22 protein-coding genes are annotated in these 25415 nt (G+C 69.7%); 12 read left to right on the forward strand and 10 right to left on the reverse strand.

The features are described 5' to 3' along the window. Positions 1-41 precede the first annotated feature (41 nt). From ACWCYO_RS11675 to ACWCYO_RS11685, 3 genes are all read left to right on the forward strand, one after another. Positions 42-464, forward strand: coding sequence for an ATP-binding protein (locus ACWCYO_RS11675; protein WP_270151764.1), 423 nt, complete (start codon positions 42-44; stop codon positions 462-464). 464 nt (positions 465-928) lie between these two features. Beyond that, positions 929-2101 carry a Mu transposase domain-containing protein gene (locus ACWCYO_RS11680; protein WP_270151762.1) on the forward strand — a complete coding sequence of 391 codons (1173 nt, stop codon included), beginning with the start codon at positions 929-931 and terminating at the stop codon, positions 2099-2101. A gap of 362 nt (positions 2102-2463) precedes the next feature. Next, positions 2464-3411 carry a hypothetical protein gene (locus ACWCYO_RS11685; RefSeq protein WP_449784112.1) on the forward strand — a complete coding sequence of 316 codons (948 nt, stop codon included), beginning with the start codon at positions 2464-2466 and terminating at the stop codon, positions 3409-3411. 99 nt (positions 3412-3510) lie between these two features. Here ACWCYO_RS11685 and ACWCYO_RS11690 read toward each other — a convergent pair whose 3' ends face one another. From ACWCYO_RS11690 to ACWCYO_RS11700, 3 genes are all read right to left on the reverse strand, one after another. Next, complete coding sequence (locus tag ACWCYO_RS11690) at positions 3511-4338, reverse strand: IPT/TIG domain-containing protein (RefSeq protein ID WP_270151758.1); 828 nt, start codon at positions 4336-4338, stop codon at positions 3511-3513. Between the two features lie 623 nt (positions 4339-4961). After that, positions 4962-6716, reverse strand: coding sequence for a DUF6895 family protein (locus ACWCYO_RS11695; protein WP_449784113.1), 1755 nt, complete (start codon positions 6714-6716; stop codon positions 4962-4964). 77 nt (positions 6717-6793) lie between these two features. After that, entirely contained in the window at positions 6794-6991 is a 198-nt protein-coding gene (locus ACWCYO_RS11700; RefSeq protein WP_270151879.1) for a hypothetical protein, read from the reverse strand. 1149 nt (positions 6992-8140) lie between these two features. On the opposite strand from ACWCYO_RS11700, the gene ACWCYO_RS11705 reads away from it, so the two are divergent. The 3 genes from ACWCYO_RS11705 to ACWCYO_RS11715 all read left to right on the forward strand — a co-directional run bounded on the left by ACWCYO_RS11705 (position 8141) and on the right by ACWCYO_RS11715 (position 12509). Further along, positions 8141-9022 carry a hypothetical protein gene (locus tag ACWCYO_RS11705; RefSeq protein WP_270151877.1) on the forward strand — a complete coding sequence of 294 codons (882 nt, stop codon included), beginning with the start codon at positions 8141-8143 and terminating at the stop codon, positions 9020-9022. A gap of 343 nt (positions 9023-9365) precedes the next feature. Continuing rightward, positions 9366-10259 carry an endo alpha-1,4 polygalactosaminidase gene (locus ACWCYO_RS11710; protein WP_270151875.1) on the forward strand — a complete coding sequence of 298 codons (894 nt, stop codon included), beginning with the start codon at positions 9366-9368 and terminating at the stop codon, positions 10257-10259. A 183-nt stretch (positions 10260-10442) separates the two neighbouring features. Next, positions 10443-12509, forward strand: a complete 2067-nt coding sequence (locus ACWCYO_RS11715) for a multicopper oxidase family protein (protein WP_449784114.1) — start codon at positions 10443-10445, stop codon at positions 12507-12509. A 350-nt stretch (positions 12510-12859) separates the two neighbouring features. Here the strand turns inward: ACWCYO_RS11715 and ACWCYO_RS11720 are convergent, their stop codons facing one another. From ACWCYO_RS11720 to ACWCYO_RS11740, 5 genes are all read right to left on the reverse strand, one after another. After that, positions 12860-13510 (reverse strand): transposase, encoded by a 651-nt coding sequence (locus tag ACWCYO_RS11720; RefSeq protein WP_449784115.1) that lies wholly within the window; start codon positions 13508-13510, stop codon positions 12860-12862. A gap of 245 nt (positions 13511-13755) precedes the next feature. Beyond that, entirely contained in the window at positions 13756-14409 is a 654-nt protein-coding gene (locus ACWCYO_RS11725; RefSeq protein ID WP_449784116.1) for a hypothetical protein, read from the reverse strand. 40 nt (positions 14410-14449) lie between these two features. Next, entirely contained in the window at positions 14450-15523 is a 1074-nt protein-coding gene (locus ACWCYO_RS11730) for a DNA polymerase III subunit beta family protein (RefSeq protein WP_449784117.1), read from the reverse strand. A 124-nt stretch (positions 15524-15647) separates the two neighbouring features. Further along, complete coding sequence (locus ACWCYO_RS11735; protein ID WP_449784118.1) at positions 15648-16343, reverse strand: HNH endonuclease; 696 nt, start codon at positions 16341-16343, stop codon at positions 15648-15650. A gap of 44 nt (positions 16344-16387) precedes the next feature. Beyond that, positions 16388-17746: an AAA family ATPase gene (locus ACWCYO_RS11740; RefSeq protein WP_449784119.1), complete on the reverse strand. Its 1359-nt coding sequence runs from the start codon at positions 17744-17746 to the stop codon at positions 16388-16390. Between the two features lie 158 nt (positions 17747-17904). Between ACWCYO_RS11740 and ACWCYO_RS11745 the strand changes: the two genes are divergently transcribed. Beyond that, entirely contained in the window at positions 17905-18645 is a 741-nt protein-coding gene (locus ACWCYO_RS11745) for a hypothetical protein (RefSeq protein ID WP_449784120.1), read from the forward strand. A gap of 28 nt (positions 18646-18673) precedes the next feature. Further along, positions 18674-18928, forward strand: a complete 255-nt coding sequence (locus ACWCYO_RS11750; RefSeq protein WP_449784121.1) for a helix-turn-helix domain-containing protein — start codon at positions 18674-18676, stop codon at positions 18926-18928. Here ACWCYO_RS11750 and ACWCYO_RS11755 read toward each other — a convergent pair. Next, positions 18913-19059 carry a hypothetical protein gene (locus ACWCYO_RS11755; RefSeq protein WP_449784122.1) on the reverse strand — a complete coding sequence of 49 codons (147 nt, stop codon included), beginning with the start codon at positions 19057-19059 and terminating at the stop codon, positions 18913-18915. The genes ACWCYO_RS11750 and ACWCYO_RS11755 overlap by 16 nt on opposite strands. 1413 nt (positions 19060-20472) lie before the next feature. Here ACWCYO_RS11755 and ACWCYO_RS11760 point away from each other — a divergent pair. Beyond that, positions 20473-20922 carry a hypothetical protein gene (locus ACWCYO_RS11760; protein WP_449784123.1) on the forward strand — a complete coding sequence of 150 codons (450 nt, stop codon included), beginning with the start codon at positions 20473-20475 and terminating at the stop codon, positions 20920-20922. Positions 20923-21424: 502 nt separating this feature from the next. On the opposite strand, the gene ACWCYO_RS11765 is transcribed toward ACWCYO_RS11760, so the two are convergent. Beyond that, complete coding sequence (locus ACWCYO_RS11765) at positions 21425-22045, reverse strand: TetR/AcrR family transcriptional regulator C-terminal domain-containing protein (RefSeq protein WP_449784124.1); 621 nt, start codon at positions 22043-22045, stop codon at positions 21425-21427. 65 nt (positions 22046-22110) lie between these two features. Between ACWCYO_RS11765 and ACWCYO_RS11770 the strand changes: the two genes are divergently transcribed. The 3 genes from ACWCYO_RS11770 (at position 22111) to ACWCYO_RS11780 (ending at position 25094) form a co-directional block, all read left to right on the forward strand. Then, positions 22111-23373 carry a beta-ketoacyl-[acyl-carrier-protein] synthase family protein gene (locus ACWCYO_RS11770; RefSeq protein ID WP_449784125.1) on the forward strand — a complete coding sequence of 421 codons (1263 nt, stop codon included), beginning with the start codon at positions 22111-22113 and terminating at the stop codon, positions 23371-23373. Positions 23374-23413: 40 nt separating this feature from the next. Next, complete coding sequence (locus tag ACWCYO_RS11775; protein ID WP_449784139.1) at positions 23414-24070, forward strand: SMI1/KNR4 family protein; 657 nt, start codon at positions 23414-23416, stop codon at positions 24068-24070. Positions 24071-24200: 130 nt separating this feature from the next. Continuing rightward, positions 24201-25094: a hypothetical protein gene (locus ACWCYO_RS11780; protein ID WP_449784126.1), complete on the forward strand. Its 894-nt coding sequence runs from the start codon at positions 24201-24203 to the stop codon at positions 25092-25094. Positions 25095-25415 lie beyond the last annotated feature (321 nt).

The raw sequence follows: 25415 nt of genomic DNA on the forward strand, positions 1-25415 counted from the left end.
GGGATTCCGCCTTCGCCGGGGGACGGAACCAGGGAACGACCATGACCTCGACAGACCTGCCACGCCTGGACGCGCATGACACGCAGGGGCGACGCCTCACCATGTTCGTGTTGCCGGAGCCCCACTGCGTGCGGCCCGTACGCCACGCCGTGAAGGCCATTCTCATCCACTGGGAGATGGCACACCTCACCGACGACGCGGAACTCCTGACCACGGAGCTTCTGACGAACGCGATCAAACACACCGATAGCGAGCAGCCGATCAGGGTGACGATCGCACTCGAGCAACGGTGGCTCGCGATCGGTATCCGAGACCGCTCCGCGAGTGCTCCCCAGGCACACCGGGCAACCGCCTGTCAGGAAGGCGGACGCGGGCTGCTTCTGGTGGAGAGCATCGCCGGCGCATGGGCGTACCGTCTCCATCTCGACGGAACCAAGACGGTTTCCTGCCGACTGCCGTTGTGAGGCCGCCCGCCGTCCTCATATGCGCGCGATTCGAGCGTCCTTTAATATGCAGTTCTCGCAACGCTCTGAAGAATCCCCGGAATTCACGGTGGTTATGCTGTGAAGTCGGGACCCAATCCCAGCGGGGCGGCGGTGAGCCCCGCGTCCCGAGCGAGGGAGGGTGAGTTCCCGCTCTCCGAAATTCCCATGGAGGCATCCAAAAAGAAACGTTTCCGCCCCTTGAGCGGTTCTGTTTCATGCTGTATTTTTCGACCATGCCTGGCGGCCGCCACTAATTCAAGGACCCTGCGGCGGCGAAGTCTGATGGCTAGGAGGTTCGGATGCTCAGTCCAGAGGAATGCAGAGACGTTTTCGCCTTGCACCAGCAGGGCTGGTCCATCTCCGCAATCGCCCGATTCCTGGGCCGTGACCGCAAGACCGTCAGGGCCTACCTCAACGGAGAGCGGACCATAGGAATCCGAGCAGTGACCCATGATGATTTCCTGCAGTTCGTCCCGTACTGCCAGCAACGACTCGACGACGATCCGCACCTACAGGCGAACGTGCTCTACGGCGAGATCGTCGAGCTGGGCTACGACCGCGCCTACTCGACCTTCACCCGCGCCCTGCGCAGGCACCTGACGCGTCCGCGCTGCGGATCGTGCCACCGCGGGAGGGCCAGCCCCGGCTGCGGCACCGTCGAAGACTTGCGGTTCGACTGGGTACGGCTTCCGCCCCCGCCGGTCGAATGGGACAGCGGGCGCGAGGTGCACCTGCTCATGGGTTCGCTCACGCGATCCGGCCGCTGGCGGGCCGCCTTGGCCGACACCGACGACCTCCCGCACTACGTGGCCGCCCTGGACCAGGTGCTGCGTCGCCTCGGCGGCACCGGCGAACGCTGGCTGTTCGACCGGACCCGGCCGGTCTGCTCGACGGCCGGCAAGGTGACCGCCGTCTTCCACCAGATCGCGGTCCACTACGGTGCCTCCATCGCGATCCGCCCGCAGATGGAAGCGCCCGGCCCCGTCGTCCGCGCCCACCGCTCCGTCGTCCTTCACTGGTGGAACACCGCGGCCGAGGAACCCAGCGTGCAGGCGGCCCAGGACAGCCTCGACCGCCTGGCCGAGCGCTCGGACCGTTGGCACCGACGGACGGGTTGCAGCGCCCAGGCCCTGCTGCCGCTGCCCCCGAAGCCGTTCCCGGCTCGCATCTGCGTTCAGCGCAGGGTCGATCCGCACGGACGCGTGTCGTTCGAGGGCAATTTCTACCTGCTCCCGGGTCTCGCCGGTAACGAGGTGGGGATCCGCCGTCGGCTGGACGAACCACACCTGTCGGTCACCACCACTCGCGGGGCGGTCATCGCCCGCTTCCCGAGGGCTCCGAGGGGGGCGGGCCAGACGGTCGCCGAGCACAGTGGCCCGATCACCTTGGAACGGCCGAACCGGACCTCCGGCGCCGGGGCGCGAGCCCTGGCGGCAGGAAGAACCCGTCGCCCGCGGTGTCGGGCCGCCACGGACGAGGACCAGGCCCCGTCCCGACGTGACGACCAGCAGCCCACCAAGCCGCTCGCCCGCGCCACGGAATCGCGAGACGGATCCGCCTCCCCTGCGCGGAGTCGGTTCCGGCACCGCGCATCCGCACCGGAAGCAGCCGACTGACGGCCGCCGAGCGCACCAGCACCGTCGCATGGCCGCGGAGGAGGTCAGCCGGGTACGACGTCGACTGCCGTCCTGCAGCACGCCCCGAGCGGTGCGCCCCGTACGTCCGCCACCGACCGGGCTCCCGAAAGCCCGAACACAACCCGGTGGGCCTCGACCCGACCAGCGGCCGCAGCCTGTCCCCCGTCGCCGGGAACGCCTCCGGACGCCGCGTCGCCGACCCCGGCTTGGACGGCACGCGGGTACGGGCGGAGATGCCGGTGCGTACCACTGTCGCGCGGCGCCGACCGCTCCGGGACAGCACCTGGAACTGTCCCGGACAGAACTCCTTGCCCACCGACTTCGTATCCGAGGAATGCTCCGTGAGCATCGGACCGAGCACCAGCGCGCTGCTCAGGACCACCAGCCACGCCCGCAGGCGGGACGTCACGGCGTCCTACGTGGCCCTGACCCAGGCCTGCACGGCCTCCGGCGACGACGCCCGGCACGCCGAGCTGGTCAGTGACCACCCCGTCAACGTGTGGTCGCTGCCCGCGCCGCGTGCGATCGCCCTGGTGCAGACGGGTCTGGACGACGCGCGGGCGCTGGTGCGGGGCGCGGAGCTGCTGGAACTGCACCGGGTGGCCGTCGCCGCCCCGTACTACAGCGGCGTCCGCACGGCTGCCGGCCGGGCCGTCACCTTCTGGCACAACCCCGGGAAACAGCGGAGGGACGAGTCGCTGAGCGCGCGGGTGACCGCCGCCGTGCACCGGATCCCTCCCGGGGCGGCGCCGTGGCTGGAGGACCACGACCCGTTCGCCGGTCTGCTGGACGACCTGGAGAAGACCCCGCTGAGCGAGTCCGACCGCTGGTTCCTGCGCGAGCACGCCGCCTGGCTGCGCGCGGAGTGGGAAGACATCGACTGGCCGACTCCGCCCACCGTCATCCTCGGCGCCCGACAGCTGACCCGCTGCCACGACGACGGGATCCACCCGCGGCTGGCGCTGCGCAGACCGCTGTGGCGCGGCCACCGGGAGTGGGACCTGGTCGCCGCGCGCTGGCGCAACGAGCTACTGCGCGGCCACCGCGACGACTTGCGGGCCTACGACGACACCTACACCGCGCACGGCCGGGCCGACGCCGCCGTGCCCTACGGTCACATCGGCGCGTGGTCGGGCTACCGGGTCGTGCGGGACGTCGTCGTGCTCACCGCCGTCATGGACACCGTCCGCCGCGCCCACCTTGACTTCCAGGTCCGCCAGTTGGCGGTCCACCAGGTGGCGTGCCTACGCGGCGCCCGGTCGGCCCCTTGGGACTGGGGGAAGCGGTGACGGTGACACCGGGGTCTTCGCGGCGGCCACCACCGGGGAGCGGCACGGGTAGCCGGCCTTCGGAGTGTCGTCCGAAGGCCGGCTGCGCCGCGGGATCGATCAGGCGGTGTAGGTCATGGTTCCGGCGAACGCCGTACCACCCGGGGTGGTCACGGTGACGTTGACGGTGGTACCCGGGGTACCGGCCGGGATGATGCCGGTGATGAGGACGTCGGTGTCGGTGGTCAGCGTCGCCGGGGTCGCGCCGAAGGTCACGGTCGCACCCGTGAGACCGGTCCCCACGATGGTGAACACGCCACCACCCGCCGGGATACTGACCACCGGGGTGATGGGCACGGTCACGACCGGCGGCGCGGGCGCGAGGTAGGTGAAGCCGCCCGGAACACTCGCCGATCCACCGGCGGTGGTCACCACCACGGGGACGTTGCCCGCGGCGTGCGCGGGGATCAGACCCGCGATCACGTTCGCGGTGCTGGCCAGTACGGTGGCCGGGGTGCCGCCGAAGGTCACGCTCGCCCCGGCGAGCCCGGTACCGGTGATGATGAATGCGGTACCGCCGGCGACCGGGCCGGAGACGGGCGTGATGGCCGTGGGGTTGGGCACGGGCGGCGGCGAGGCCACCAGGTACGTGTAGGCCACGGCGTTGCTGGTGCCGTTCGGGGTGGTGACGGTCACCCCCACCGTGCCGCTTCCAGGCGGGGCCACGACGACGAGACTGAAGCCGAGGACGTCTCCGGCCACGACGGTGGCCGGAGACGATCCGAAGAGAACCTGCGTGGCGGCGTTGAGGCCCAGACCGGTGAGGGTGACGGTGTTGCCGCCGGCCGCGGGCCCCGCGTTGGGGATGTCCGCGAACAGCACGGGCGGCAGCGGCCAGGGCAGCGTGAGGTTCGGCGCCGACGGCGTCGCGTGCACGGTTGCGTTCACGATGTGTCTCCTGTGTGAGAACGGTGATGGCGGCCGGGTGGACCTTCGGCCACGCCGTCCGTCGCCGGTCCTGTGCGCTGTCCGGCCACTGCCTCGACCCGGCGCACTGCGCCCGGCAGCGAGTCCGAAGGACGGGACGGGAGATACCTGGCCGCGGGTGCCGACACCGTCGCGACTACGGGATGTCCGGACCGGTGGCGTCCATGCGTGCCGGTGAGCTGACACCGGGCCGGCTCGGACCGATCGGCCCCGGTGTCCGAGCGGCGGGGACTGCGACAACGGACGGGCCGCCAGCTGGACTTCCCGGCACGGGGATGGGCGGCCGCCGGTTCAGACGGCATCATTAACCCGAAAGAATGGATATGAAGCAACAGTATTGACGAATAGTCACCCAAAAGGCCCAGCGCGACGATATGTCCGCGCACGCCCGTCGCGAATGCCGGACCCCGCCAGCGTGGCAAGACGAAGCGTCGAGGCGTCGGCCAGTCGCGTCGCCGTGGAAGCGGGCCCGGACATGGAAGCGCCGCGAAACCACCCAGGTCGTGCGCCACCTGGTCGACGAGCGCGGTGGCTGACGGGATGCGGCGGAACCGTACCGGGAGGACGCGGGAGCGGTGGGGTGCTCACTCGTCGTACAGGTCGTACAGGCATGAAAGGGCGACGACGCAACTGCGGGTCCAGCCGCGTTGTGCCGTCGCCCGCTCCCGGTGGTCGTCGCGCGCCGGGTAGCCGAAGGCGCCGGTGGGGTGCTGCTGGCAGAGCAGGAAGTCGACCCCGTCGCGGGTGATCCGGTGATCGGCCCAGCCGACCACCCCCAGCCCTTGAAGGAGCGCGGCGACCTCTTCGAGTCGGTAACTCCGGCAGGCGGCCGGCAGCGCGGCCGCGAACCGCTCCGCGACGGAACGCCAGACGGAGGCGTCGCCGCCGAGGCGAAGCGGTCGGCCGTCGGCGTACTGTGCCAAGGCCACGGCGGTGATCGCGGGCGAACGGTTCTCGGCCAGCAGGCTCGCTGGGTCGGTGGAGGCGAGGAGGGAGTCCGCCTGCTGCGCGGTGAGCCGACCCAGGTCCTGAAGCAGCCTGACTCCGCCGGCGGCGGTCGTGGGAACGGCGGTGAGTCCGGTGAGTGTTCCCGCCGTGTCCGTCAGGAACCGGTCGAGGGAGTCGCAGGCCAGTCCGCAGGCCGACAGTCCTCGCGCGCACTCGGCGACCGCGTCGACGCCCTGCTGCCCCCAGGCCACCGGCTGGGCGAGGGCGCCGTCGGCACGTTGCGCGAGACGTGTGAGAGTCCGGGCGGCGAGTTGCGGATCCCCCACGGAGCGTGCGGCGCGCGAGGCCGCGCCGGCTGCCGGAACCGCGTCGTCGAAGGGCGCCTCGGGAGCGTCATCGGTCAGCCAGGCGATGGCGCGCCGGATCGCGGCTTCAAGTCGTCCCCTGCCGGCGGACCGGGGAGGTGAGGGGCGCGGCCGCCGGATCACGGCTGCGTCGCGGGCGAGGTGGCCGGCCAGCGCCGCGACGATCGTGGTGTGGTAGCCGGTGGCCCAGCCGCGGTATTCCGGATCGCCGTTCTCGAGTTCCGGCGGGAGGACGCCGTCCGGCCCGGCGACCCGCCCGCTGGGTTCCTGTACGTCAGCGAGAAACGCCCATGCCCGTTCCGTCTCGGGTGAGTCCCGGATCCCCAGGCACAGCAGGCAGCAGAGCAATTCGGCGACCAGGTCGGCGTTCTCCTTCCGGCGGCACAGAAGGCTGAGTGCCTCCAGTAGCTCCACGGCCTGCGGCAGATCGAATCCGGTGGGCCACCGGGGGGTGCGCCGACCGAAATCGGTGGCGTAGAACACGGTGTGCGTGATCGCGTAGACATCGCCGTCGCTCAGCTTCAGCACGGACGGATCCGCGCAGAGCAGGGAGAAAGGCAGGACAGCGTTGGCCTCCGGCATTCCGTGATCGATTCCGGCCAACTCCAGCGTGTGCAGCAGATCCAGCTGCCGAAAGGGAACACGCTCGAAACAGGCGGCGTAGCGCCCGGAGACCGCTTGGCCGATGAGGCGCTCGAATTCGCGGTCGGGCCGCCCGCACAACCGCTGTGACGCATAGGTGCCCGCGTACAAGAGCAGGGCCCGCTCGTCGCGTGCGACGAGCTCGCGGTACGAAGCCCGAGCCGCCACTGCGGTGACCTGGTCGAACAGCGTCTGATAGTCGGCGTCGTCGAAGGATCCGGACTCCGCCCGGGCGCGCAGTCCGACCAGCAACGCGACCTCGACGAGCGCCTTGCGGACGAACAGCACACGCCCCTCATCGGCGGCGTCGGGGTCGAAACGGGTGCGGTGTGCGGCCAGCCAGGAGACCGCTCCCTGTTCCACCGTGCGCCACGTGTCAGCCACAGCCGCCCCTGATGAGTCGATGTCACCCGGCCTTGCGCCTCGCCTGACGCGGGCGCCCCGTACGGCGCAGTCCGAGGCTAGGCCTGCGCGGCCTCCTCGGTCACGGACGGGACGACGAGCACGTACTTGTCCCAGGCCAGCACATAGCCGGAGATTTCTCCGAGCGTGGTGGTCGCACTGACCAACTGCTCCAGAGTGGTGTTCATGTCTATCAGTCCGCTGTTCTGGAGGAAGGCGAGAGCGGCTCGGGCGTCGACAGCTGGGCAGTTGGTCATGGCGAACCTCCACCGGGGCGATGATTTCCGCGGACTCCTATCCGCGGAATACTCATCCTCGATCGTGTCAATGATTTGAGCGGATGTCAGCAGTGAATGTTTGAATTCACCCGAGCAGTCCATCCTGGATATAATATTCCGTATCCTCGCTGTGCGGATTCGTCGATCGCGTCCACCGACACCGTCGCGTGGACGGATCGAGCGTCGGGTACGCCGTTCGGTCGTCGCTGACGCCGGCGGCCTTAAGCCCCTCCGGCGATGCGCCCTGTCGGGCGGTGCGGCCGCGGTACGCGGGGAAGCGGTCGTCGTGGCCGGGTGGACGGCACGTGCGGGATCGTTCCCGGGTAGCGCGCTCGGCCGTTCGGGTGAGAAGCAGACCTTTCGATGGCTGCCTTCTGTGGCCCTGTGGGTTACTCGTAGCGATTGCACCCGGTGGGCCGCCCATCCCTTGCCGGGGGAATGCGTCGGACCTCAGGAGACGCGTGCTCCCGGTCCGGCAGCCGTCGGGCGCCCCCGGTAAGGAGCCGACGTCGTGTCGGCCGTCGTGAACGCGACGGCCGTTGGACGTCGACGGTCCCCGCTTGATCGGAGGGGACGTCATGAGCTCAGCGGCTGACCGCCTGCCGGCAGGACCGGCGGCGAAGGACGCGACCGTGCCGGGCGGGGCGGGCCCACCGGAATCGCGGTCACCCCGAACGGCAGCCGCGCCCATGTGGCGAACAGCGCCGGTGGCGGCGTGAACGTGATCGACACCGCTGCGAGCAAGGTGGCATTCACCCCGAACGCTCCCTCCACCTAGGTGAGCGACGACGGCGCGAACACGGTGAGCGTCATGACGCCCCCGCAGGCCGTCAGCCCGAACCGAGGACCCACCGGAGGCGGTGCCGGGCTCTGCCACCGCACTGCCGTCTCCGACACCGCGGCGCCTTCACCGCGCCCGCCCGGACCCCGGGCCCACCGCCCGGCTGACGCACGGACGTTCAACCGCTGCGCCCCGGCAGTCGCAGGCCGGATGCCCGCACAGGTGCGACCGGACCACACCAGAGGGCTCAAGCCACCACGAGCCCGGGTCCCAGCACACCCCCGACCCGTTCCCGGACACGCCGCACGCGGCCCCGTGGACGATCCACTCGACACCAGGGAGAAGCAATGAACCGCAGCAAGCTGGCGATCCGCGCGCTGGGCGCTCTCGGGGCGGCCGCCCTCATGGTCACCGGCCTGGCCGCCACCCCGGCAGCCGCGCGGACGTTCGTCCCGTGCACCACCGACGCGCTGGCGAGCGCCATCACCGACGCGAACACCTCCGGCGGCACGCTCGCCCTGGCCCCGGGCTGCATCTACGACCTGACCACCCCGCTGCCGTCCATCCAGAACACGATCACCATCAAGGGTCACGGCGCCACCATCACCCGTGACCCGGCCGCGCCGGCCTTCCGCATCCTCATGGTCGACTCGACGGGCAACCTGAGCCTTTGCGAGGCCATCATCGCCAACGGTGACGCGACGGGAGACTTCGGGGGCGGCATCCGCAACGACGGAACCCTCACCGTCAGTCGCAGCCTCATCCGCGACAACCACGCCGACCTCTACGGCGGGATCGGCGGCGCCACCGGGTCCACCACGAGCGTCGACCACAGCCTCATCAGCGGCAACAGCGCGCTCCACAACGGTGGCGGTCTGGGCAACGACGGCGACATGACCATCGACAAGAGCGCTGTCGTCAACAACAACGCGCTCGAGCTGGGCGGCGGAGTGGCCAACGACGGTACGCTGAACGTCTCGCGAAGCGACGTCGTCGACAACTCGGCTTCCGGGCCCACGGGTGCGGGCGGCGGAATCGCCAACTTCGGCGGTGCCGACGCCACCACCACGCTCACCCGGAGCAAGGTCGCCAGCAACTTCGCGACCAACGCCCCCGGAGGGGTCTACAACGACGGCGGCAGCGTCACGCTCGACTTCACCGCCGTGCTCGCCAACAACCCGACCAACTGCTTCGGCAGCCCCACCGCGGTCCCCGGCTGCGTGGCCTGACCCACCGGGCCCGCTGTCCGCAGCCTCCACACGTCGACGGCGGCCAGGCCTCGGCCGCCGTCGACGGCCGTCGCCCGGTCTCCGATGCCGCCGACGGCCGAGTGCCCCCGTGCGCCGACCCCGACGACGCGATCACCCCGCTGCGTCCGCTTCCCGCACGGAACCCGGGTGCCCGGTAGCACCGCAGCCGCACTGCGCCGCGGCCCCGCCGCCCCATCGACGTCCCGCCCGACCAGGCAGGCGACCAGTCCCGGGAGGAAGGCGCCGGGGTGGTCCCTCGTGTCTCCGGCACCGCAGGAGGGGGCCGCCCCGAGGACATGCCCCGTCGTCCAGGAGTCCGATGATGCCCGTTGACCATGGTCGATCCCGCAGGTCGCGGATCGGGATCGCCGTAGCGCTGACGATCTCGGCGGCAGCCGTTCTCGCCGTCTCCTCATGCGGTTCCTCCGGCGGAACCACGGAACCGGCGGTGACGATCTCGCCTTCCACGTCCGAGGGAACACCGGCACCGGCGACGGCCCCGCCCGCCGTGACGATGCCTCCAGTGCACGCCGGGTTCGACTACCAGATCGGCGGGCCGTACCAGCCGCCGGCCGGTGTGTCCGTCGTCAGCCGCGACCACGGGGCGTCCCCGGCACCGGGGATCTACAACATCTGCTACGTCAACGGCTTCCAGGCCCAGCCGGACGCGGAGCAGGAATGGGACCGGGACCTCCTGCTCCGGGACCAGGCCGGCAACGTCGTCTACGACACCACCTGGAACGAGGCGCTGCTGGACATCAGCACGGACACCAAGCGACAGCGGATCGCTCTGAAGGTGGACGGCTGGATCGACGAGTGCGCCACCAAGGGCTTCAACGCCGTCGAGCCGGACAACTACGACAGCTACACACGGTCGGCCGAATTGCTGAGCGCGGCCGACGCCGAGGCGTACCAGTCCCTACTCGTCGCGCACGCGCACGGACAAGGCCTTGCCATCGCCCAGAAGAACGCGGCGGAGCTGGCCCCGGACCGGAAGCAACTGGGCCTCGACTTCGCGGTGGTGGAACAGTGCGGCACGTACGGCGAGTGCGACCGGTACACCGACGCGTTCGGCGACGGCGTATTCGACATCGAGTACGACGAGCAGGGCCTCCAGGCGGCGTGCACGACTTGGGGGACCCGCATCAGCATCGTGCGGCGCGACCTCGACGCCGTTCCACCGAGCGACCCCGGCTACCTGCGCCAGACCTGCTGAACCAGTCCACCCGTTTCCGGAAGCGGTGCCGATCGCTCCACGAAGCGCGGGGCGATCGGCTTCGATCACTGGAAGGAAGATCCGCCGTCGCAGTAATAGCCTAATGATCGGACTTTAAGGAGTGGGGCGTGTCGAATGGCGGAAACAACGCCACATTCCATGTCGTGCGCATATCATTCGAGCGTGATCAAGGATGCCGATTCCCTGAAGAATTCGCAGGCCGCCGATATCGCCGAGAGTTCTCCGCCGAGTCGACGCGGGCTGCTCAAAACCACGGTTGCGGCAGTCGGTGCCGTAGGTTTCGCCGGCGCACTCGCGGACGGACATGCCTACGCCGTCGATTCTCCGTCCGGGCCGGGTGCTCTTCGAAACCGCCGGCACCACCCGCATCCTTCACGGCCATCGGGAGAAGCGCTCGATCCGTCATCCGTACCCAAGTACAGAACGCCGCTGTTTCTTCTCGATAGGATGCCCGGCGAGGGCCGGGACTCCTACCACATCGCGATCCGTCAGTTCCGACAGCAAATGCTGCCGATCGGGATGCCGGCCACCACGGTCTGGGGTTACGGGGCCGTGGGCCACCCGCAATCATTTCATACGCCAGGCCTGACCATTGAAGCCCGTGTGGATCGACCGATCTCCGTGACATGGGTCAACGACCTCGTCACCTCGCGCGGCTTCTATCTGCCCCATCTATGCGCTGTGGACCCCACGTTGCATTGGGCGAACCCTCCTGGCGGAAGCGCCGGACGTGATTCCCGGCCGACCTTCTCAACCACTCCCGGGCCGTACACGGGACCTGTTCCCGTCGTCACCCATCTGCACGGGGGGTACAGCCGAGAAGAGAGTGACGGATACCCCGAAGCCTGGTACCTGCCGGCATCTCGTGATATTCCTCGTGACTATGCCCGCGTAGGCACCTATTACGATCGGTTCGCCGGGCAGTTCCGTGACCGTTACGGCGTCCGCTGGCGCCCCGGGTCGGCGACGTTCGCGTACAGCAATGATCAGCGTCCCACAACGCTCTGGTACCACGATCACGCTCTGGGCATGACCCGGGTGAATGTCTACGCGGGCCTTGCCGGTTTCTACCTGCTGCGAGGCGGACCCGCCGACCTCCCCTCGGGAGTGCTTCCCGGGCCGGCGTCCGGGCGAGACGGTGCCCACGGTGCCCACCCCTACGAAATCCCCCTGGTGGTTCAGGACAAGTCCTTCAAAGCGGACGGGTCGCTGTTCTTCCCCAGCAGTCGCGGATACTTCGGGGACACCCCGCCGGACGGTCCATGGATCCCCTCCACCGATATTCCGCCCATCTGGAACCCGGAGTTCTTCGGCACCACGATGGTCGTCAACGGGAACACCTGGCCGGTACTCAACGTGGAACCGCGGCGATACCGCCTGCGCATCCTCAACGCGAGCAACGCCCGTACTCTCATCCTGAAGATCGCGGCTGACGCCACAGCCCCCCGCCCCGTCAGCCCCGCACTGCCCTTCTGGCAGATCGGAAACGACCAGGGATTCCTGCCGGCCCCGGTCCAGTCGGATCAACTCCTCTTGGCCCCCGCGGAGCGCGCCGACGTGGTGGTCGACTTCACCGGCACTCCGGTCGGCACCGGGCTCTACTTGATCAATGAAGGCCCGGACGAGGCGTACGACGGCGGCGCACCGGTCACCGACTTCACGCCGGCGAATATCACGACCACGGGGCAGGTCATGAAATTCACCGTCGTTTCCCTTGCCTCCACCGATACCAGCGTCCCGCCGTCACAGATCGTGCTTCCCCCGATCCCGGCGCTTCCCGAGAGTCGGACGGTCCGGAAGCTGTCACTCAACGAAGAGGACTCCGCGTACTTCACCGGCGCGCCCACGATGGACAAACTCGGCACGGTTTCGCCGAGTGGCTCAGCCACCCCGCTCCTGTGGTCGGACCCGGTCACCGAGACGCCGGTGAAGGACGACACGGAGATCTGGGAACTGTACAACTTCACCCCCGACGCGCACCCCATCCACATCCATCAGATCGGATTCCAGGTCCTCGGCCGCCAGGAAGTCACGGGCGGCGCGTCGTCACCCCCGCAACCGGGGGAAGGCGGATATAAGGACACCGTGATCACATTGCCGGGCTATATCACCCGTGTCAAGGTTCGCTTTGGCATTGCGGGACGGTACGTCTGGCACTGTCACATCATGGACCATGAGGACAATGAAATGATGCGGCCGTTGCAGGTACTCGATCGGCGCAGCCATTGAATCCTTTTCAGCGGTGATCACCCGGCGGCGGGGACGAAGGAAGCGGGAGTCCGCGACCGTGCCCCCGCCGGTCGGAAGCCTCACCGCGGCGGACAGGGCGGCGGCGAGGCGCTGCGCCGGCGGCGGACCAGCAGTGGGTCGTCGCTCACGCGTTCCTCCCTGTATTCGCAGGGGTCAGCCGGTCATGCTGCAACCGGTCGCACCGGTGCCCGTCTCCTCCCTGTAATGCGCAGGGGTCAACCGACCAATTCCTTCCGGTGGGGGCGGATGGAGGCACTCCGTAGCGAGAAGGTGGACCTGCCCGCCTGCGGCACCTTAGTGGTCGACGCTCGAAGTCCTTCGGGGGTTGATCAGGCTGCCAGGGCGATGGAGGATTCTTTTTGTCGGTCGGCGGGTGTGTGTCGGTCGAGCCGGGCCAGCAGATCGTCCAGGTCGGAGGTGGTGAACTTCCACTGGAACGGCTGTGCTGTGGCGTTGTAGCGGTCTTCGAATGCTCGGAGCCGGTCCCGGACCTGGGTCAGGTCCGTGAAGTCGTTGGGTGAGACGACCTTGCGTTGGACGATGGAGAAGAAGATCTCGATCTGATCGGTCCAGGAGGCGTGCACGGGGGTGTGGACCATGACCGCGTTCGGAAACGCCTTGGTCAGACGGTCGATGGCCTTCTTCCTCCGGTGGGAGGAGCCGTTGTCGACGATCCAGAAGACGCGTCTGGCGCTCGCGTAGGGCTCGGTGGTCATGACCTGGGTGACCAGGTTCATGAAGGGGACGATGCCGGTCTTCGGCTCGCAACGGCCGAACACCCGGGCGCGGTGGACGTCGTAGCCCACGTGCAGGGGGGTCTCGGCGGCGATCCTGGCATTACTCCGGCCACGTGCCGCGAAGAGGACGACTGCGGCACGCTGCCTGGCTTGGTGTGGAGTCTTGTGCCCGTAAGCCATCTTCTTCAGCCGGTGGCGCTCGGCGGCGGTCAGCACCACCGCCACGGCAGCGCGTATGGCCACGTACCCGTCCCCCGGATCCTGCGGCAGGCTGATAAGCCTGAATGATTTCGACTGTCCACCGCTCTTCCTTCTGCCTCGTTGGATCTCCAAGGAGGCAGAAGAAAGAGCGGTAGTGACCGGCATGTTGATGGCCCGCCGACCGTCAGGTCGGCGGGCCATCATGATCGTTGAAGGTTCGTCGGCGCCCAGGAAGGCGGTCGGTGGCCTACGCTCGTGTCTCGCGCGTCACCGAGGGGCGCGGGCGCTCACGCGGCGGACCGGACCTTGATCGCGTGGCTGAGGGCGGTCTGCTCATCGTCGGGAAGGCGACGCTCGGCGTGGAGCATGCGCATGGCGGCGGTGATGCGTTCCTCGTCCTCGGGTGTACCGAGGCTGCCCATGTACGGGGGCAACAGCAAACTCAGAGCTTCGAGGTCCGCGCGTGCGCAGAGCTTGGTGAGGAGTTCGCCGACCGGGTCTTCGTGCTGCTGTGGTGCGGCCGGAGTGGTGGCACGCAGTCCCGCGGCGATGCGGTAGCGGAGCCATTGCTGGTGGGGGCCGGCTGGGACGTCGTCGATGTGCTTGGCGGCGGACTCGAAGTGTTCGCGGGCCTGGTCGATCTGGCCCAGGTCCCGGTGGGCCCGGGCCATGTTGCCGTGAAGGGAGGCGTAGAAGCCGCGGACACGGTCGTCGCCGACCTTGTCGGCCCGGTTCAGGCACTCCTGGTTCCAGTGCAGGGTCTCCTGCGGTGTGGGCTGGTGCCGGGCGAGGTAGTGCGCGGCGATGCAGGCGTCGTAGTCGTCCTCGGCTGCTTCCCACGCTTGAAGGAACAGGTCCCGGGCTCGGGCGTCTCGTCCTTCGGTCTCGGCCTGCATGCCCTGGACGCACAGCTGCACGACGATGTTCTCGGGGTCGGTCATGGTTCTCCTGAGGTGATGAGGGCGCGGTGTCAAGGGGGGATCAGCTGGAGGTGTTGAGGGCGACCGGCATGACCAGGGTGGTGAAGCTGCCCTGGTCCGCGGAGCGCACCACGACAGGTCGGTCTGCGGCGGCGATCTCCAGCAGGACGTCGGGCCCGACGCTGGCCTCCAGAGCGGGAGCCAGGACGGCAGGGTCGAAGCCGATCCGCTGCGGCAGGTCTTGATGGCAGACCGCGGGCAGGGCGGTGGCGATGGAGCGATCGGGAAGAGAGATGGTCATCTCGTCCCCCGAGAAGCTCAGAGCGATACGTGCAGCGTCGCCGTGACTGTTGACCGCGTCGCGAAGGGCCAGGCGATCCACGATCACGCGGTATTCGGGCGGGGCCAGAGCCGAGAGCATCTCGCGGTAGTCAGGGAACTGGTCATCGACCGTCACCAGGACACGGGACTCTGACGTACTGCGTGCTCGGGTCCGGTCCGGTCCGACCTGAATAGTGACCTGGTGGAATCGCGCCGCCCATTGCCCGAACTCGATCAGGTCAGCCGCGTGCACCAGCAGACGGCAGGGCCCTCCCTCGAGGGCCGCAGGCCTCAGGACACGCATCGACAGGCGATAGCGATCGGTAGCCACCAGGTGGACCTCGCCGTCATCGATCTCGATGAGGACGCAGCCAAGTGCAGGGCGTTCCACGTCGGAGGCTGCGGCCGGGATCACCTGGCGGACAGCGCTGGCCAACTCCACGCCGCCGATTCGCGCTTCCGTCTTGCTGTCGGCAGTCGAGAGGGACCGCAGAGCCGCCGCGATGGCGGTCTTGGCCGCCTGCGTCCGGTCCCGCATCCTCTCCAGGTGCCGCTCCAGCACCTCTCGACCCTCGTGCTCGGGCCCGTCGAGCACCACGGCAACCTCAGCCAGCGGCAGTCCCGCATCTCGCAGACCGCGTAGGAGAGCGGCACGGGCCTCCTGCGCAGGGCTGTAAAAGCGGTATCCAGTCGCGCCGTCAACCCACGCCGGCCGCAGGACACGGCAGTCGTCGTAGAAACGCAGGGCGCTCGGAGCGAGACCGACCCGCCGCGCGAAGGCGCTAATGCTGAGTAGTTCCGTGGTGCCGTCCATGGCCCCGATTGTCGACGTTCATCCAACTTGAAGGTCAACTCGCCCTTCGCCCGGGTTCCACGCCTTCACCTGGCACAAGAGCTTCCTCAGCGTCACCCCCCGAAGGACTTCCAAACTCGACCACTTAGGCGATGAGCAGGGCCGACCGGAGCCGGGGCTCCCTGAGGTGGGCGAGGAGCTGCGGGTCGTCCTCGAAGAGGATCTCGGCGGCGGGGTCGAGTGCCTGGTGCAGCATGGCCTGCACCACGTCGGCTATCGGCTGTTCGTTGACCACCGTGGCCCAGTGGGCGGCGGCATCGTGGTCGCCCTGGGCGGTGGCATGGGCCCACTGGGCGACGCAGGCCTTCGTGACGTGGAAGGCGTTGACCCGGCCCTTGGCCAGCAGGCCTCGGTTGAGGTCGAACAGGTCGATGGTGGCCTGGCCTCGGGGGGTGAGCGGGTGGTAGATGCCGGCTGCCAGGACCAGGCGCAGGTGCGGTGTCGGGTCTTCGGCCGTGGGGTCGATGAGGAGCGGCGCCCCGCCTTCGTCGAGCGGGAACGCGGCGCGCTTCAGGTGGCTGTTGCACAGCGAGCAGGCGAGGACGTGGTTGGTCCAGTCGAAGGCTCGCATCGGGTGGCGGTCGATCGGTTCGAAGTGGTCGATGTCGGTGCCCTGGTTGTCCCCGCAGTACATGCACCGCTCGCGCCCGGCGGCCATCTCCGCGAGGAGGTCCCGCAGCGGCGCGTGCACGTGGGTTCGGACCGTCGTGTGGTTCCAGAGCTTTCGCGCCCTGATCTCCGGTTCCGGGGCCAGCACGATCTCGCAGGTGCACTCGGCCATGCGGGAGCGCGGCGGCTCGGGCAGGGGTGGCCGCCGGATCCGGATCACGCGACGTGCCCGGTCAGGGAGTGCAGCCGTGCGGCGACCTCGTCGACCCGGGCGGAGGGCGAGCTGGTGAGCGTCCGCTTCAGCCGGCGGTAGCGCTCGCGTTCCTGCTCGTCGGCCTCGCCGGCCACGATCTTCATCTCCAGCGTGACCAGGAGGGCCCGGGCCTCGTCCGCGCGCTGCGAGTACGGGGTGTCGAGGCCGAAGAGCTCGGACAGCACCGCGTCGTCGCCGCTGCCGAACACCACCCGGTCGTACAGGTCCGCGTCCACGACTTCGGGGGCTTCGTCGACGTCGGGGCCGGGCAGGCGGATCAGTCCGGCTGGGTCGGCCGCCTGGCAGATGTAGGGGCTGTGGGTGGTGACCAGGAACTGCACCAGCGGGAAGTGCTGCTTGAGCCACCCCCCGATGCGCTTCTGCCAGGACACGTGCAGGTGCGCGTCGATCTCGTCGATGATCACGACACCGGGGACGGTCACGACCGGGTGGCCGCTGTCGCGTTCGACGTGTAGGGCGCCGTAGGTGTCGTGGAGCTGCTTGAGGATGTCGACCACGAGCGCGGCGACGGTGCGGTAGCCGTCGCTCATCTCCCGCAGGGCGAACGACCGGCCGCCGTGGGCGACCCACAGGCCGTCGGAGTCGACGTCCCCGATGGTGTAGTCGTCGGGCAGGAGGTCGTCGCCGAGGATCTCGAGCGCGGTGCGCTTCAGCTCGGCCGCGCCCGGGCGGTTCTCGAGGGACCGCAGGTGCTGTTCGATGAGCCAGCTGACGCCTTCGGCCAGCGAGGCGTCCTCGTGGAAGAGGCTGGTCAGCCGGGCCACGGCGCCCGACCCCGCCATGCGCCGCTGGACCTCCCCCGACCCTCCGACGAGACGGCGGAACGGCCCGTAGCCCGCGCAGAGCCAGCCCACCGGGTTGTCCGCCCACGGGCCCCGTTGGGCGGCGGTCGGCGCCTTCCGGTACGCCACCGGGCCCAGGGCCGGCTGGGCGTGCCGGCCGGCCGCGGTGGCGGCGTCCGGCGCGGTCCACTTCAGGCCCGCCCAGAACGCGTCGGCCGGGGGCCGTCCCGTGGTGAACCGGTCCTCGGACGGGTCGTGGTGGAGGCGGACCTCCGCGACCGCCTGCGACCGCTCGTCGCTGATCCACGAGTCGAAGCCGGTGACCAGCCCGCGTGCCGCGCTCGGCCCGCTGACCGCCAGGGCGACGGCTCGCAGCAGGGTGGACTTGCCGGACCCGTTGCGGCCCGCCAGCACCGTCCACCCGGCGTAGGAGCCGTCGGGCCGGGTCAGGTCGAGGTCCACCTCACGGGCGCCGCGGAACCCGCGCACGTTCCGCACCCGCACGTTCTTGAGGTACATGCCCCGCCGTCCTCCAGCCCTCTTCTTTCACGGTGCGCCCCGCTCCGGGGCTGCTGCGACGACTCTATCCGCGCCGCGACTTGTGACGGAGAAGGCCTTCTGTCCGGCGGTCCTCGGGCCGAGGTGGGTTCCGTCGCCCACAACAATGCTCTCGGCGCATGACCGCCGCTTCGCCCGAGTCCCCTGCGTCGCTCCAGCATCCTGGAATCGCCGAAGAGCCGGCGGACGACGATGCGTTGATCGAGAAGCTGCGTTTCCGGGCCTGGGATCCGGGGCGGCGCTTCGACAGGGCAGAAGGTGCCGAGCGCCTGGATCGCGGAGCGCTACGGCGCCGGATGGTTCGACCCCGGCCACACCCGGGCCTGCGGGGGACAGGCGGCGATGGGTCGGTTCGGCTCGAATCCTGGGCCGAAGAAGTGACCGCGTATTACGCGGACGCCCCGCGCGGGCCGTTGTTCCCGCCAGCCGCCATGGCCGAGGTCGAGGACGTCGAACGCAAGATCGCCCGTCGGCTGCCCGACCTGCTTCGCCGCATCTGGACCGAGATCGCCGACGGGGGCTTCGGGCCCGATGGCGGGCTTGTCGGCCTGCGCGAGGGGAACCGGGTGCCGGGGCACCTGAGTGACTGGCCGTCCGCTGTGGCCTCTCAGGAGCGCCACAATGCGGAGGGCGTGCCGGCGTCCTGGTTCTTCCTGACAGGCGGCGGCTGCACGATGTCGTGGCACGTCTCACTGCTTGCCGTCGACAACCCGGTGCTGCTCTACGACTGCGATAGCTGGGTGCCCGAATGGGGCGAGGATCCTCACGACGGGCTGTCCTACGCAGCCGAGTCGTTGCGGAAGTGGCTCTGGACGTGGGCCGAAGGCGGCAACGTCCGGCGAGAGGTCCTGGACGGATGACGGCTCGATTCCATTCTGGATTGATCGCGTGATCATCCCGAAGGTCAACCCGGCCGGCGAGGCACTCGGCACCGTCCCCTCCGCCCTCGTCACCCAAGTCGCCCGGCTGGAAACCGACATCGGCGCCCCGCTCTTCCACCGCGGTGCCAAGACTAAGAACGGGACACCCATGACCCCGACTGAACGACGCGACGGTCTCGTCCGGCATCGCCAGGCCCGCGACGGTACCCGGACCCGCTGGGCCGTGGCGCCTCCCCGCCTATGCGCTCAGCCGTCCTGGTGACAGATGCAGCTGCCGTGGTCGGGCAGTTCGGGTTCCTCGGCGGGAGGCAGCCCGGTGTAGGTGCGCAGTGCGGGGCCGGAGTCGGGCAGGCCGAGGGAGGACAGTGCGTCGCGGACCTCGGAGCCGTTCACTTGCGCAGCAGGTGCGGGGCGAAGCCGTGGATGGTGCGGGCCTCCACGAAGCCGAGGCAGTGGGCGATGGCGGTGAGGATCCGGTCGTTGTCGTCGGTGAGGTCGCCGAGTGCCAGCAGGGTGTGGCGGTGGCGGCAAAAGAATCCGGGCCCGGCGCCGCAGTAGTGGTGAGCGCGGGCGCGGCGCTCATCCGATCGGGGCGGGTTTTCCGAGGCTCAGCGCGCCTGTCCGCGCCGCGCGCAGGGCCGTTCTGGCGCGGGCCGCACCGCTGCGGGTGTACCGCTCGCCGCCACCGACAGCGGGGGGTTCGTGCGCCTCCGAGGCCCGCGCAGGAGCGGCAGATGCCGGGGCGGGGGACGGGGTCGTGGCAGGTGGGGCGCTCGGTGGGTCGGACGGCGACGACTGGGCGGGTCGGAGGCAGCTTGTGCTCGAGGCGGTAGCGGATCACCGCTGTCGCTGAGTGCAGGGGCACGGGGAGTCCGTGCAGGAGCGCCTGGGCGAGGTCCGCGTGGGTCGCGCCGCGTTCCAGCCACTGGGCGACCAGCGGTGCGAGCGCCCGCGCTTCGGCCTCGCCGATACGCAGGCGGGGCTCGGGCCGGATCGCCCGGTAGAGCGCGGCGACGGCCTCGCGGACCTGTTCGTCCCGAACGGCATCGGCCTCCTTGACGGCCGTCCCGCAGTCGACATCGGCGCTGCCGCCGTCGGCACTGTCGCGGGCGGGGAGGGTGGTTGCTTTCGCCGGGTTCTTTACTACAGGGGCGCCAGTACGGCCGGTTGCCGCTTCACCGGGCGCCGGACGGGTGGTACCCGGTGTCGTCGGCTGCGGGGTGTCGTAGACGTGGGCCTCGGTGCGGATGGTGCCGTCGGGCATGCGGACCTTCTCGGTCCGGTAGAAACCCGCGGCGGTCAGCTCCTTGAGGGCCTTGCTGACGGCGCCGCGCCCCTGGGGGCTGGTGTCGGCCATGTGCCGTCCGTCCTCGCGCCAGCCGTCAGGGCGGGAGAGGAGGTCGGCGAGCAGGCCGCGGGCGGTGTAGCTCAGCCGACGGAACTGCAGGACGGCGTTGGGAAGCACGGTGAAGTGGCGTGCGTGTTCGGTACGATGGACGCGCATCGGGAGGTTCTGCTCCTGGTGCCGGGCCCCGGGGTGTTGGTAGCACCGCCGGGGTCAACTGTTTTCTGTTGGGGTTACGGAACGTACCACGGCGCTCACAGCAGCGATGATACTTTTTCGCAACGGGTCTGAGGAAACGTCACTGCGGTCCGCCTGCTGTTCGGACCTGCACGAATGAGTAGCCGTACTCATGCGACGGCCAGAGCGGTTCGGCGAGGCTCTACCCGTCCTCACCAGCCGCTTCCCCCGGAGAGACCGCGATGACCGCAGTGCCCGTAGCCCCTGCCGGCCGCCTCCTACCCGTGCGGCTTCTGCCGGTTCGGCTGGCGCAGGCCGGGGCCTGGCTCTGGGGCGTCGCGCCCTTCTGCGTTCTGGCCCTGCGGCCTTCCCCCGGAAACCACCTGCCACCCCGGGACCAGTGGGGCTCCGCCGAGGAGGAGACCGCCGAACTCAACAATCTCGTCGCGGGGTTCACCGGCTTCCTGATCCTCAGCTTCGCTGCAGCCGTCGTGTGCTTCTGGGTCTACGCCACCATCTGCCTCCGCCGGGGATCGCGGGACGCTCCGGTTCTCGTCGTCGTCACCGCGCTGGGCAGCGCCCTCCTGGCCGTCGCCGGCACCAACCGGATCTTCCACAGCCTGCTCGACGCCCGTCCCCTCGGCATCCTCGCCCCGCTCCTGTCCGTGAGCCTGGCCACCCTAGTGGTCACACTCCGGACCCGGCCGCGGCACCTGCCCGCCACCGCATCCTGAGCCGGGCAGTCAGGCTCAGGGCGGCCCGCTCGTCCCCTCGGCCCCCACACACGCCGACCGGTCCTCGCGTCGACGTACTCCGCGAGGCGACCCCACTTCCCGTCCGACTCGGGCAGGGCAAGCCCGATCCCCTCGGCCGTACGCCTCAGCGCAGCCCGGAGGGCTCCGTCAGCGTCCCAGCCGTCCTCGCCAAGCCCCGCCCCGGAGTTCATCGCCCCAGTGTGCCCGAACCACCCCCACCTGATGGCCTGCTTTCCGATCACCGGATCGTCGGTCCGGTCGGGCCGTTGACTGACACGCGATGGGCGCGCACAGAGCCGTTGTTTGTTGGACCAGACGCCGAAGCGGGGCGGGCGGACCACCGAGATCCACCTCGCGGCGAACAGCCGCAGAACTGGCGCGGCCTGGCGACCCGCTTCGAGAACACCGCCACCGTGTTCCGCGCCGGACTCCACATCGCCGGCGTCTTCATCCGGTCCGCCCGCGGATCCGAAGTAACGCCCTAGCCGCGCTCGGGTTCGTCGTCGTGGACGGTCAGCGCTCCGGCGAGGTCGAGGTCCGCGCCGGTGCCGTGCGCCCCGGCGCGGACGAGCAGCACGGCGCCGAGCGCGGTGCTCCAGAACGTCCTGGCCTCCACGTCGAGCGGTCGACCGACCCTCCAGCCGCGGCCCTCGACGAGCTGGCTCACGAAGCGCTCGGACTGCCGGAACAGCAACTGGAGGTGCCGGTCGACCACGGGGGCGAGTTCGGGCTTGGAGATCGCGGCGGCGAGTGCTCGCGCGACCGACGGGAGCGAGGGCATGGCCAGTACGGCGCGAGCGATGTTGCGCCGGAAGGTCGCCGCATCGGTGGCCTGGCGACCGATGCGCTCGATCCGTCGGGCGTCGTGCAGCAGGCCGAGGAAGGCGGCGTGCACGAGCAGCGAGTCCTTGGAACCGAAGTAGTAGGTGACCTGGTTGGGGAAGACGCCCGCCGCGTTCGCGATCTCCGCGACGCTCAGCTCGGCGCCGGGCCGTTCCTCGCACAGCCGTGCGGTCGCCTCGATCAGCTGGCGTCTCGTCGCGCGACCGCGGTCACGCGACCGCGCCGACGTCGACCGGGCCTCGGTTCGCTTCTTCTCCACACCCGAATTGTATGTGATACAACTTAACCGTTCGCTTGTATCGCATACAAGAAAGGTCGAAGGGCATGCACCGCACTGAAGTCGTCGTGACCGGACTCGGCGCGACCACACCGCTCGGCGCAGACGTGGAGTCCACCTGGAACGCCCTGCTCGCCGGCGAGTCCGGCATCCGCGGCGGCGCCCTGCGCGGCCACGAGGACGCCGGCCTTCCCGACACCGCCGCGGGGACGATGGCGATCGACCCCGCCGAGTCCCTGCCGCCGGTGCGGGCCAGGCGGCTCGACCGCTCGCAGCAGGCGGCACTCATCGCCGCCGCCGAGGCCTGGGCCGACGCCGGTGCCCCGCAGGTGGACCCGGACCGGCTCGCCTCGGCGATCGGCACGGGCATCGGGGGCGTACGGACCCTGCTGAAGGAGGACGACGCACTGGAGTCGGCCGGGACGCGGCGTGTCTCGCCCCGCACGGTACCGATGCTCATGCCCAACGCGGCGGCGGCTCTGATCAGCATCGAATACGGCGCACGGGCCGGCGTCTACACGCCCGTCTCGGCGTGCTCCTCCGGTGCCGAGGCGATCGCCCTCGGGGCCAGGCTCATCCGCGCCGGCGAGGCGGACGTGGTCATCGCGGGCGGGACCGAGGCCGCGATCACCCCGATCACCGTCGCCGGCTTCGCCCAGGCACAGGCACTATCGCGGTACACCGCCGAACCCGCCTCGGCGTCCCGGCCGTTCGCCGCGGACCGCAGCGGATTCGTCCTCAGCGAGGGCGCCGCCGTCGTGGTCCTCGAAAGCGCCGAGCACGCCGACGCCCGGGGCGCGCGCGTCCACGCGGTGCTCGCGGGAGCCGGCATCGCCGCCGACGCCCACCACATCACGGCACCCGCCCCCGACGGCTCCGGCCAGGTCTCCGCCATGCGCAAGGCCCTCGCACAAGCCGGTCTGGCCCCCGAGCAGATCAGCCACATCAACGCCCACGCCACCGGAACCCCGACCGGCGACGTCGCCGAGGCACACGCCATCAGGCAGGTCTTCGGCCGCGCCACCGTCACCGCCCCCAAGGCGGCACTCGGCCATCTCTTCGGCGCCGCCGGCGCGATCGAGGCACTCATCGCCGTCCTCAGCGTGGAACACGGCGTCATCCCGCCGACCCGCAACCTCACCGCAGCCGGCGTCGGACCCGACATCGACCTCGACGTCGTCACAACGCGACGAGACGTCCCCCAGCAGGCCGTGCTCAGCAACTCCTTCGGCTTCGGCGGACAGAACGTCTCACTCATCGTCACCGGCGCACGGCACCGCACGCCCCGTACGGTCCCGGCGACACCATGAGCCACGCGAACGCGCCCTTGTCCGTGGAGGGTCGCCGCCGATCGAACGTCAGGACCCGTCCGCTCGCGCATGTCGCGGTCTCACGCCGCGCGGTCACCCGCCGCCTGGCCGCCCTCGCTCCGAACCCACGGAAGTTCATCGACCCCAACGGCAACGCCGACCGAGAGCTGCAGACGATCGCTGCTCGACGGTCGCGGAGGTCGAAGCACAGTACGGTGTCGCGTTGCCCGACGAGTACCGCACGTTTCTGGCAGAGGTCGGGGCCGGCGGCCCCGGACCGGCACTCCACCTCACGTCGTTGTGCCGAATCGACGGGAAATGGGGATGGCTCTGGGACACCGCAGGGCACCACTGGCTGCAGGACCCCAGTGGGCCCTTCGTCGAGACGGAAGACTGGGCCGACCAGCAGATAGCGACCCTTCGCGTAGCCGGGTACGAACCCACCACTCGTGACGAAGAGGACAACTATCTGGACGACTACCGCAAGGTCTTCGGGGACGCCGGCGACGAAGTCTGGCACCTGGAACGCGGGCGGGGCGCGGTCCTCATCAGCGACAACGGATGCGGGATGACCGGCTGGCTCATCGTGGTTGGCCCGCACCGCGGGGAGGTCCGCGATCGGGACTGCGCGGTCAACCCGCCCTTCGAGCCGTACCTTGACACAAGGGGAAACCGACACGCCTTCCGCACCGGGTAGCTCGAGTGGCTTGAGCAACGCGAGAGGGCAACTCGATGATCAAGGGATGTCGCTTGGCTGGGTGACCGCAACCCTTCCCTTCAAGGGAACTGCACCCATCAGCGATCGCGGCTGCCCGTATGCTCCTGGCATGCCGACCGAGGACAGGGCTCGGAACGCCGCCCCGAAGCACTGGCAGGAGTGCACCGGTGTCCACGACTTCCTGGAGCAGGTGCGTCTGCGCCCCGAGATGTGGCTGCTCGGCGGGTCGCTGCGGCACCTGCAGTCGATGCTGATCGGCTATCGCGTCGCGCTGGGTGTCCACGGGGGTGGGGAGGATTTCGACTTCTGGCCCGAGGACTCGTTCGCGCAATGGCTCTGGCGACGCCTCGGCCGACGCAGCCCGCTCGGCTGGGCCGCCGAGATCGAGCGTGAGACGCCCGCAGGCTCGACGCCGGTCGCGGAGTTCTTCCGGCTGCTCGACGCGTACCGCGCCGAGCGGGACGCGATCGCCGCCGGCCCCCGGTTGCCGGTGGCTCCGTTCGCCGGCGAGCACCCGGCCATGCAGGTGGTCCGCACCGAGATCGGTCGGCATGACTGGGACGCCATGCGATGCGGCTGCGGACATCCGGCGACCCATCTGCCAGCCGCGCTGCTGCGGCTGGTCAACGCTCGGACGCAAGGTGAAGCCACCTTCGCCGAGATGGACGACCACGTCATGATCCAGTCCAACCTGATGGAGCCCGCTCCCGCCGCCACCGCCGTGGTCCTGGCCGCCCTGGCCGACCCGACGCTCACCACACCTGTCGCCCGCACCACTCTGCTGCACCTCCTCCTGTGCTTCAGCGCCGGCGACACCGCCCAGCAGGAGGAGTGCGAGGCGCTCATCCGCGGAGGGACCTGGATCCTCTACCGCGAACTCGTCACCCACCCGTCGGGCATCGCCCGGGAGTACGCCTACGACACCCTGTGCAACCTCGACACCGAACAGAACCGGCTCACGGCCTTCGACCACGCGATCAACCCGGGCGGAAGCCCTGCATGATGTCCGGTACCCGTGTAAGTCTCATCGCGGCGCCTTCACGGTCAACGTGAAGGCGAGTCCGTCCGCAGGTGGGAACGGTTGTACGTTGAGCGGCACTCCGTGCTTGGTGATGTCCCTGAACAGGAGGTTCCGCAGGTTCCGCTCCGCCACCTCCGGCGTGTTGGGGTCCAGGTTCCGCCCTGCGTGTCCGGTGCAGGTGTAGCCGCCGGCGGTCAGGGTCCTGAAGTCGGTGGAGGCCTGGATCGCGCCGTACGGGCCCCGTTCGAGACGGTAGGGGATGTACAGCGTCGCCTCCCTCCTCCTCCCCGGAACCGCCCCCAT

It is taken from the genome of Kitasatospora sp. NPDC001683, from assembly GCF_053596495.1.

Excerpts from the sequence above, each read along its gene's own strand:
- ACWCYO_RS11770 (WP_449784125.1), top strand. The coding sequence starts at position 22,111 with ATGCACCGCACTGAAGTCGTCGTGACCGGACTCGGCGCGACCACACCG.
- ACWCYO_RS11730 (WP_449784117.1), bottom strand. The coding sequence starts at position 15,523 with ATGGACGGCACCACGGAACTACTCAGCATTAGCGCCTTCGCGCGGCGG.
- ACWCYO_RS11735 (WP_449784118.1), bottom strand. The coding sequence starts at position 16,343 with ATGGCCGAGTGCACCTGCGAGATCGTGCTGGCCCCGGAACCGGAGATC.
- ACWCYO_RS11700 (WP_270151879.1), bottom strand. The coding sequence starts at position 6,991 with ATGACCAACTGCCCAGCTGTCGACGCCCGAGCCGCTCTCGCCTTCCTC.
- ACWCYO_RS11710 (WP_270151875.1), top strand. The coding sequence starts at position 9,366 with ATGCCCGTTGACCATGGTCGATCCCGCAGGTCGCGGATCGGGATCGCC.
- ACWCYO_RS11745 (WP_449784120.1), top strand. The coding sequence starts at position 17,905 with ATGACCGCCGCTTCGCCCGAGTCCCCTGCGTCGCTCCAGCATCCTGGA.
- ACWCYO_RS11740 (WP_449784119.1), bottom strand. The coding sequence starts at position 17,746 with ATGTACCTCAAGAACGTGCGGGTGCGGAACGTGCGCGGGTTCCGCGGC.
- ACWCYO_RS11675 (WP_270151764.1), top strand. The coding sequence starts at position 42 with ATGACCTCGACAGACCTGCCACGCCTGGACGCGCATGACACGCAGGGG.
- ACWCYO_RS11780 (WP_449784126.1), top strand. The coding sequence starts at position 24,201 with ATGCCGACCGAGGACAGGGCTCGGAACGCCGCCCCGAAGCACTGGCAG.
- ACWCYO_RS11705 (WP_270151877.1), top strand. The coding sequence starts at position 8,141 with ATGAACCGCAGCAAGCTGGCGATCCGCGCGCTGGGCGCTCTCGGGGCG.
- ACWCYO_RS11725 (WP_449784116.1), bottom strand. The coding sequence starts at position 14,409 with ATGACCGACCCCGAGAACATCGTCGTGCAGCTGTGCGTCCAGGGCATG.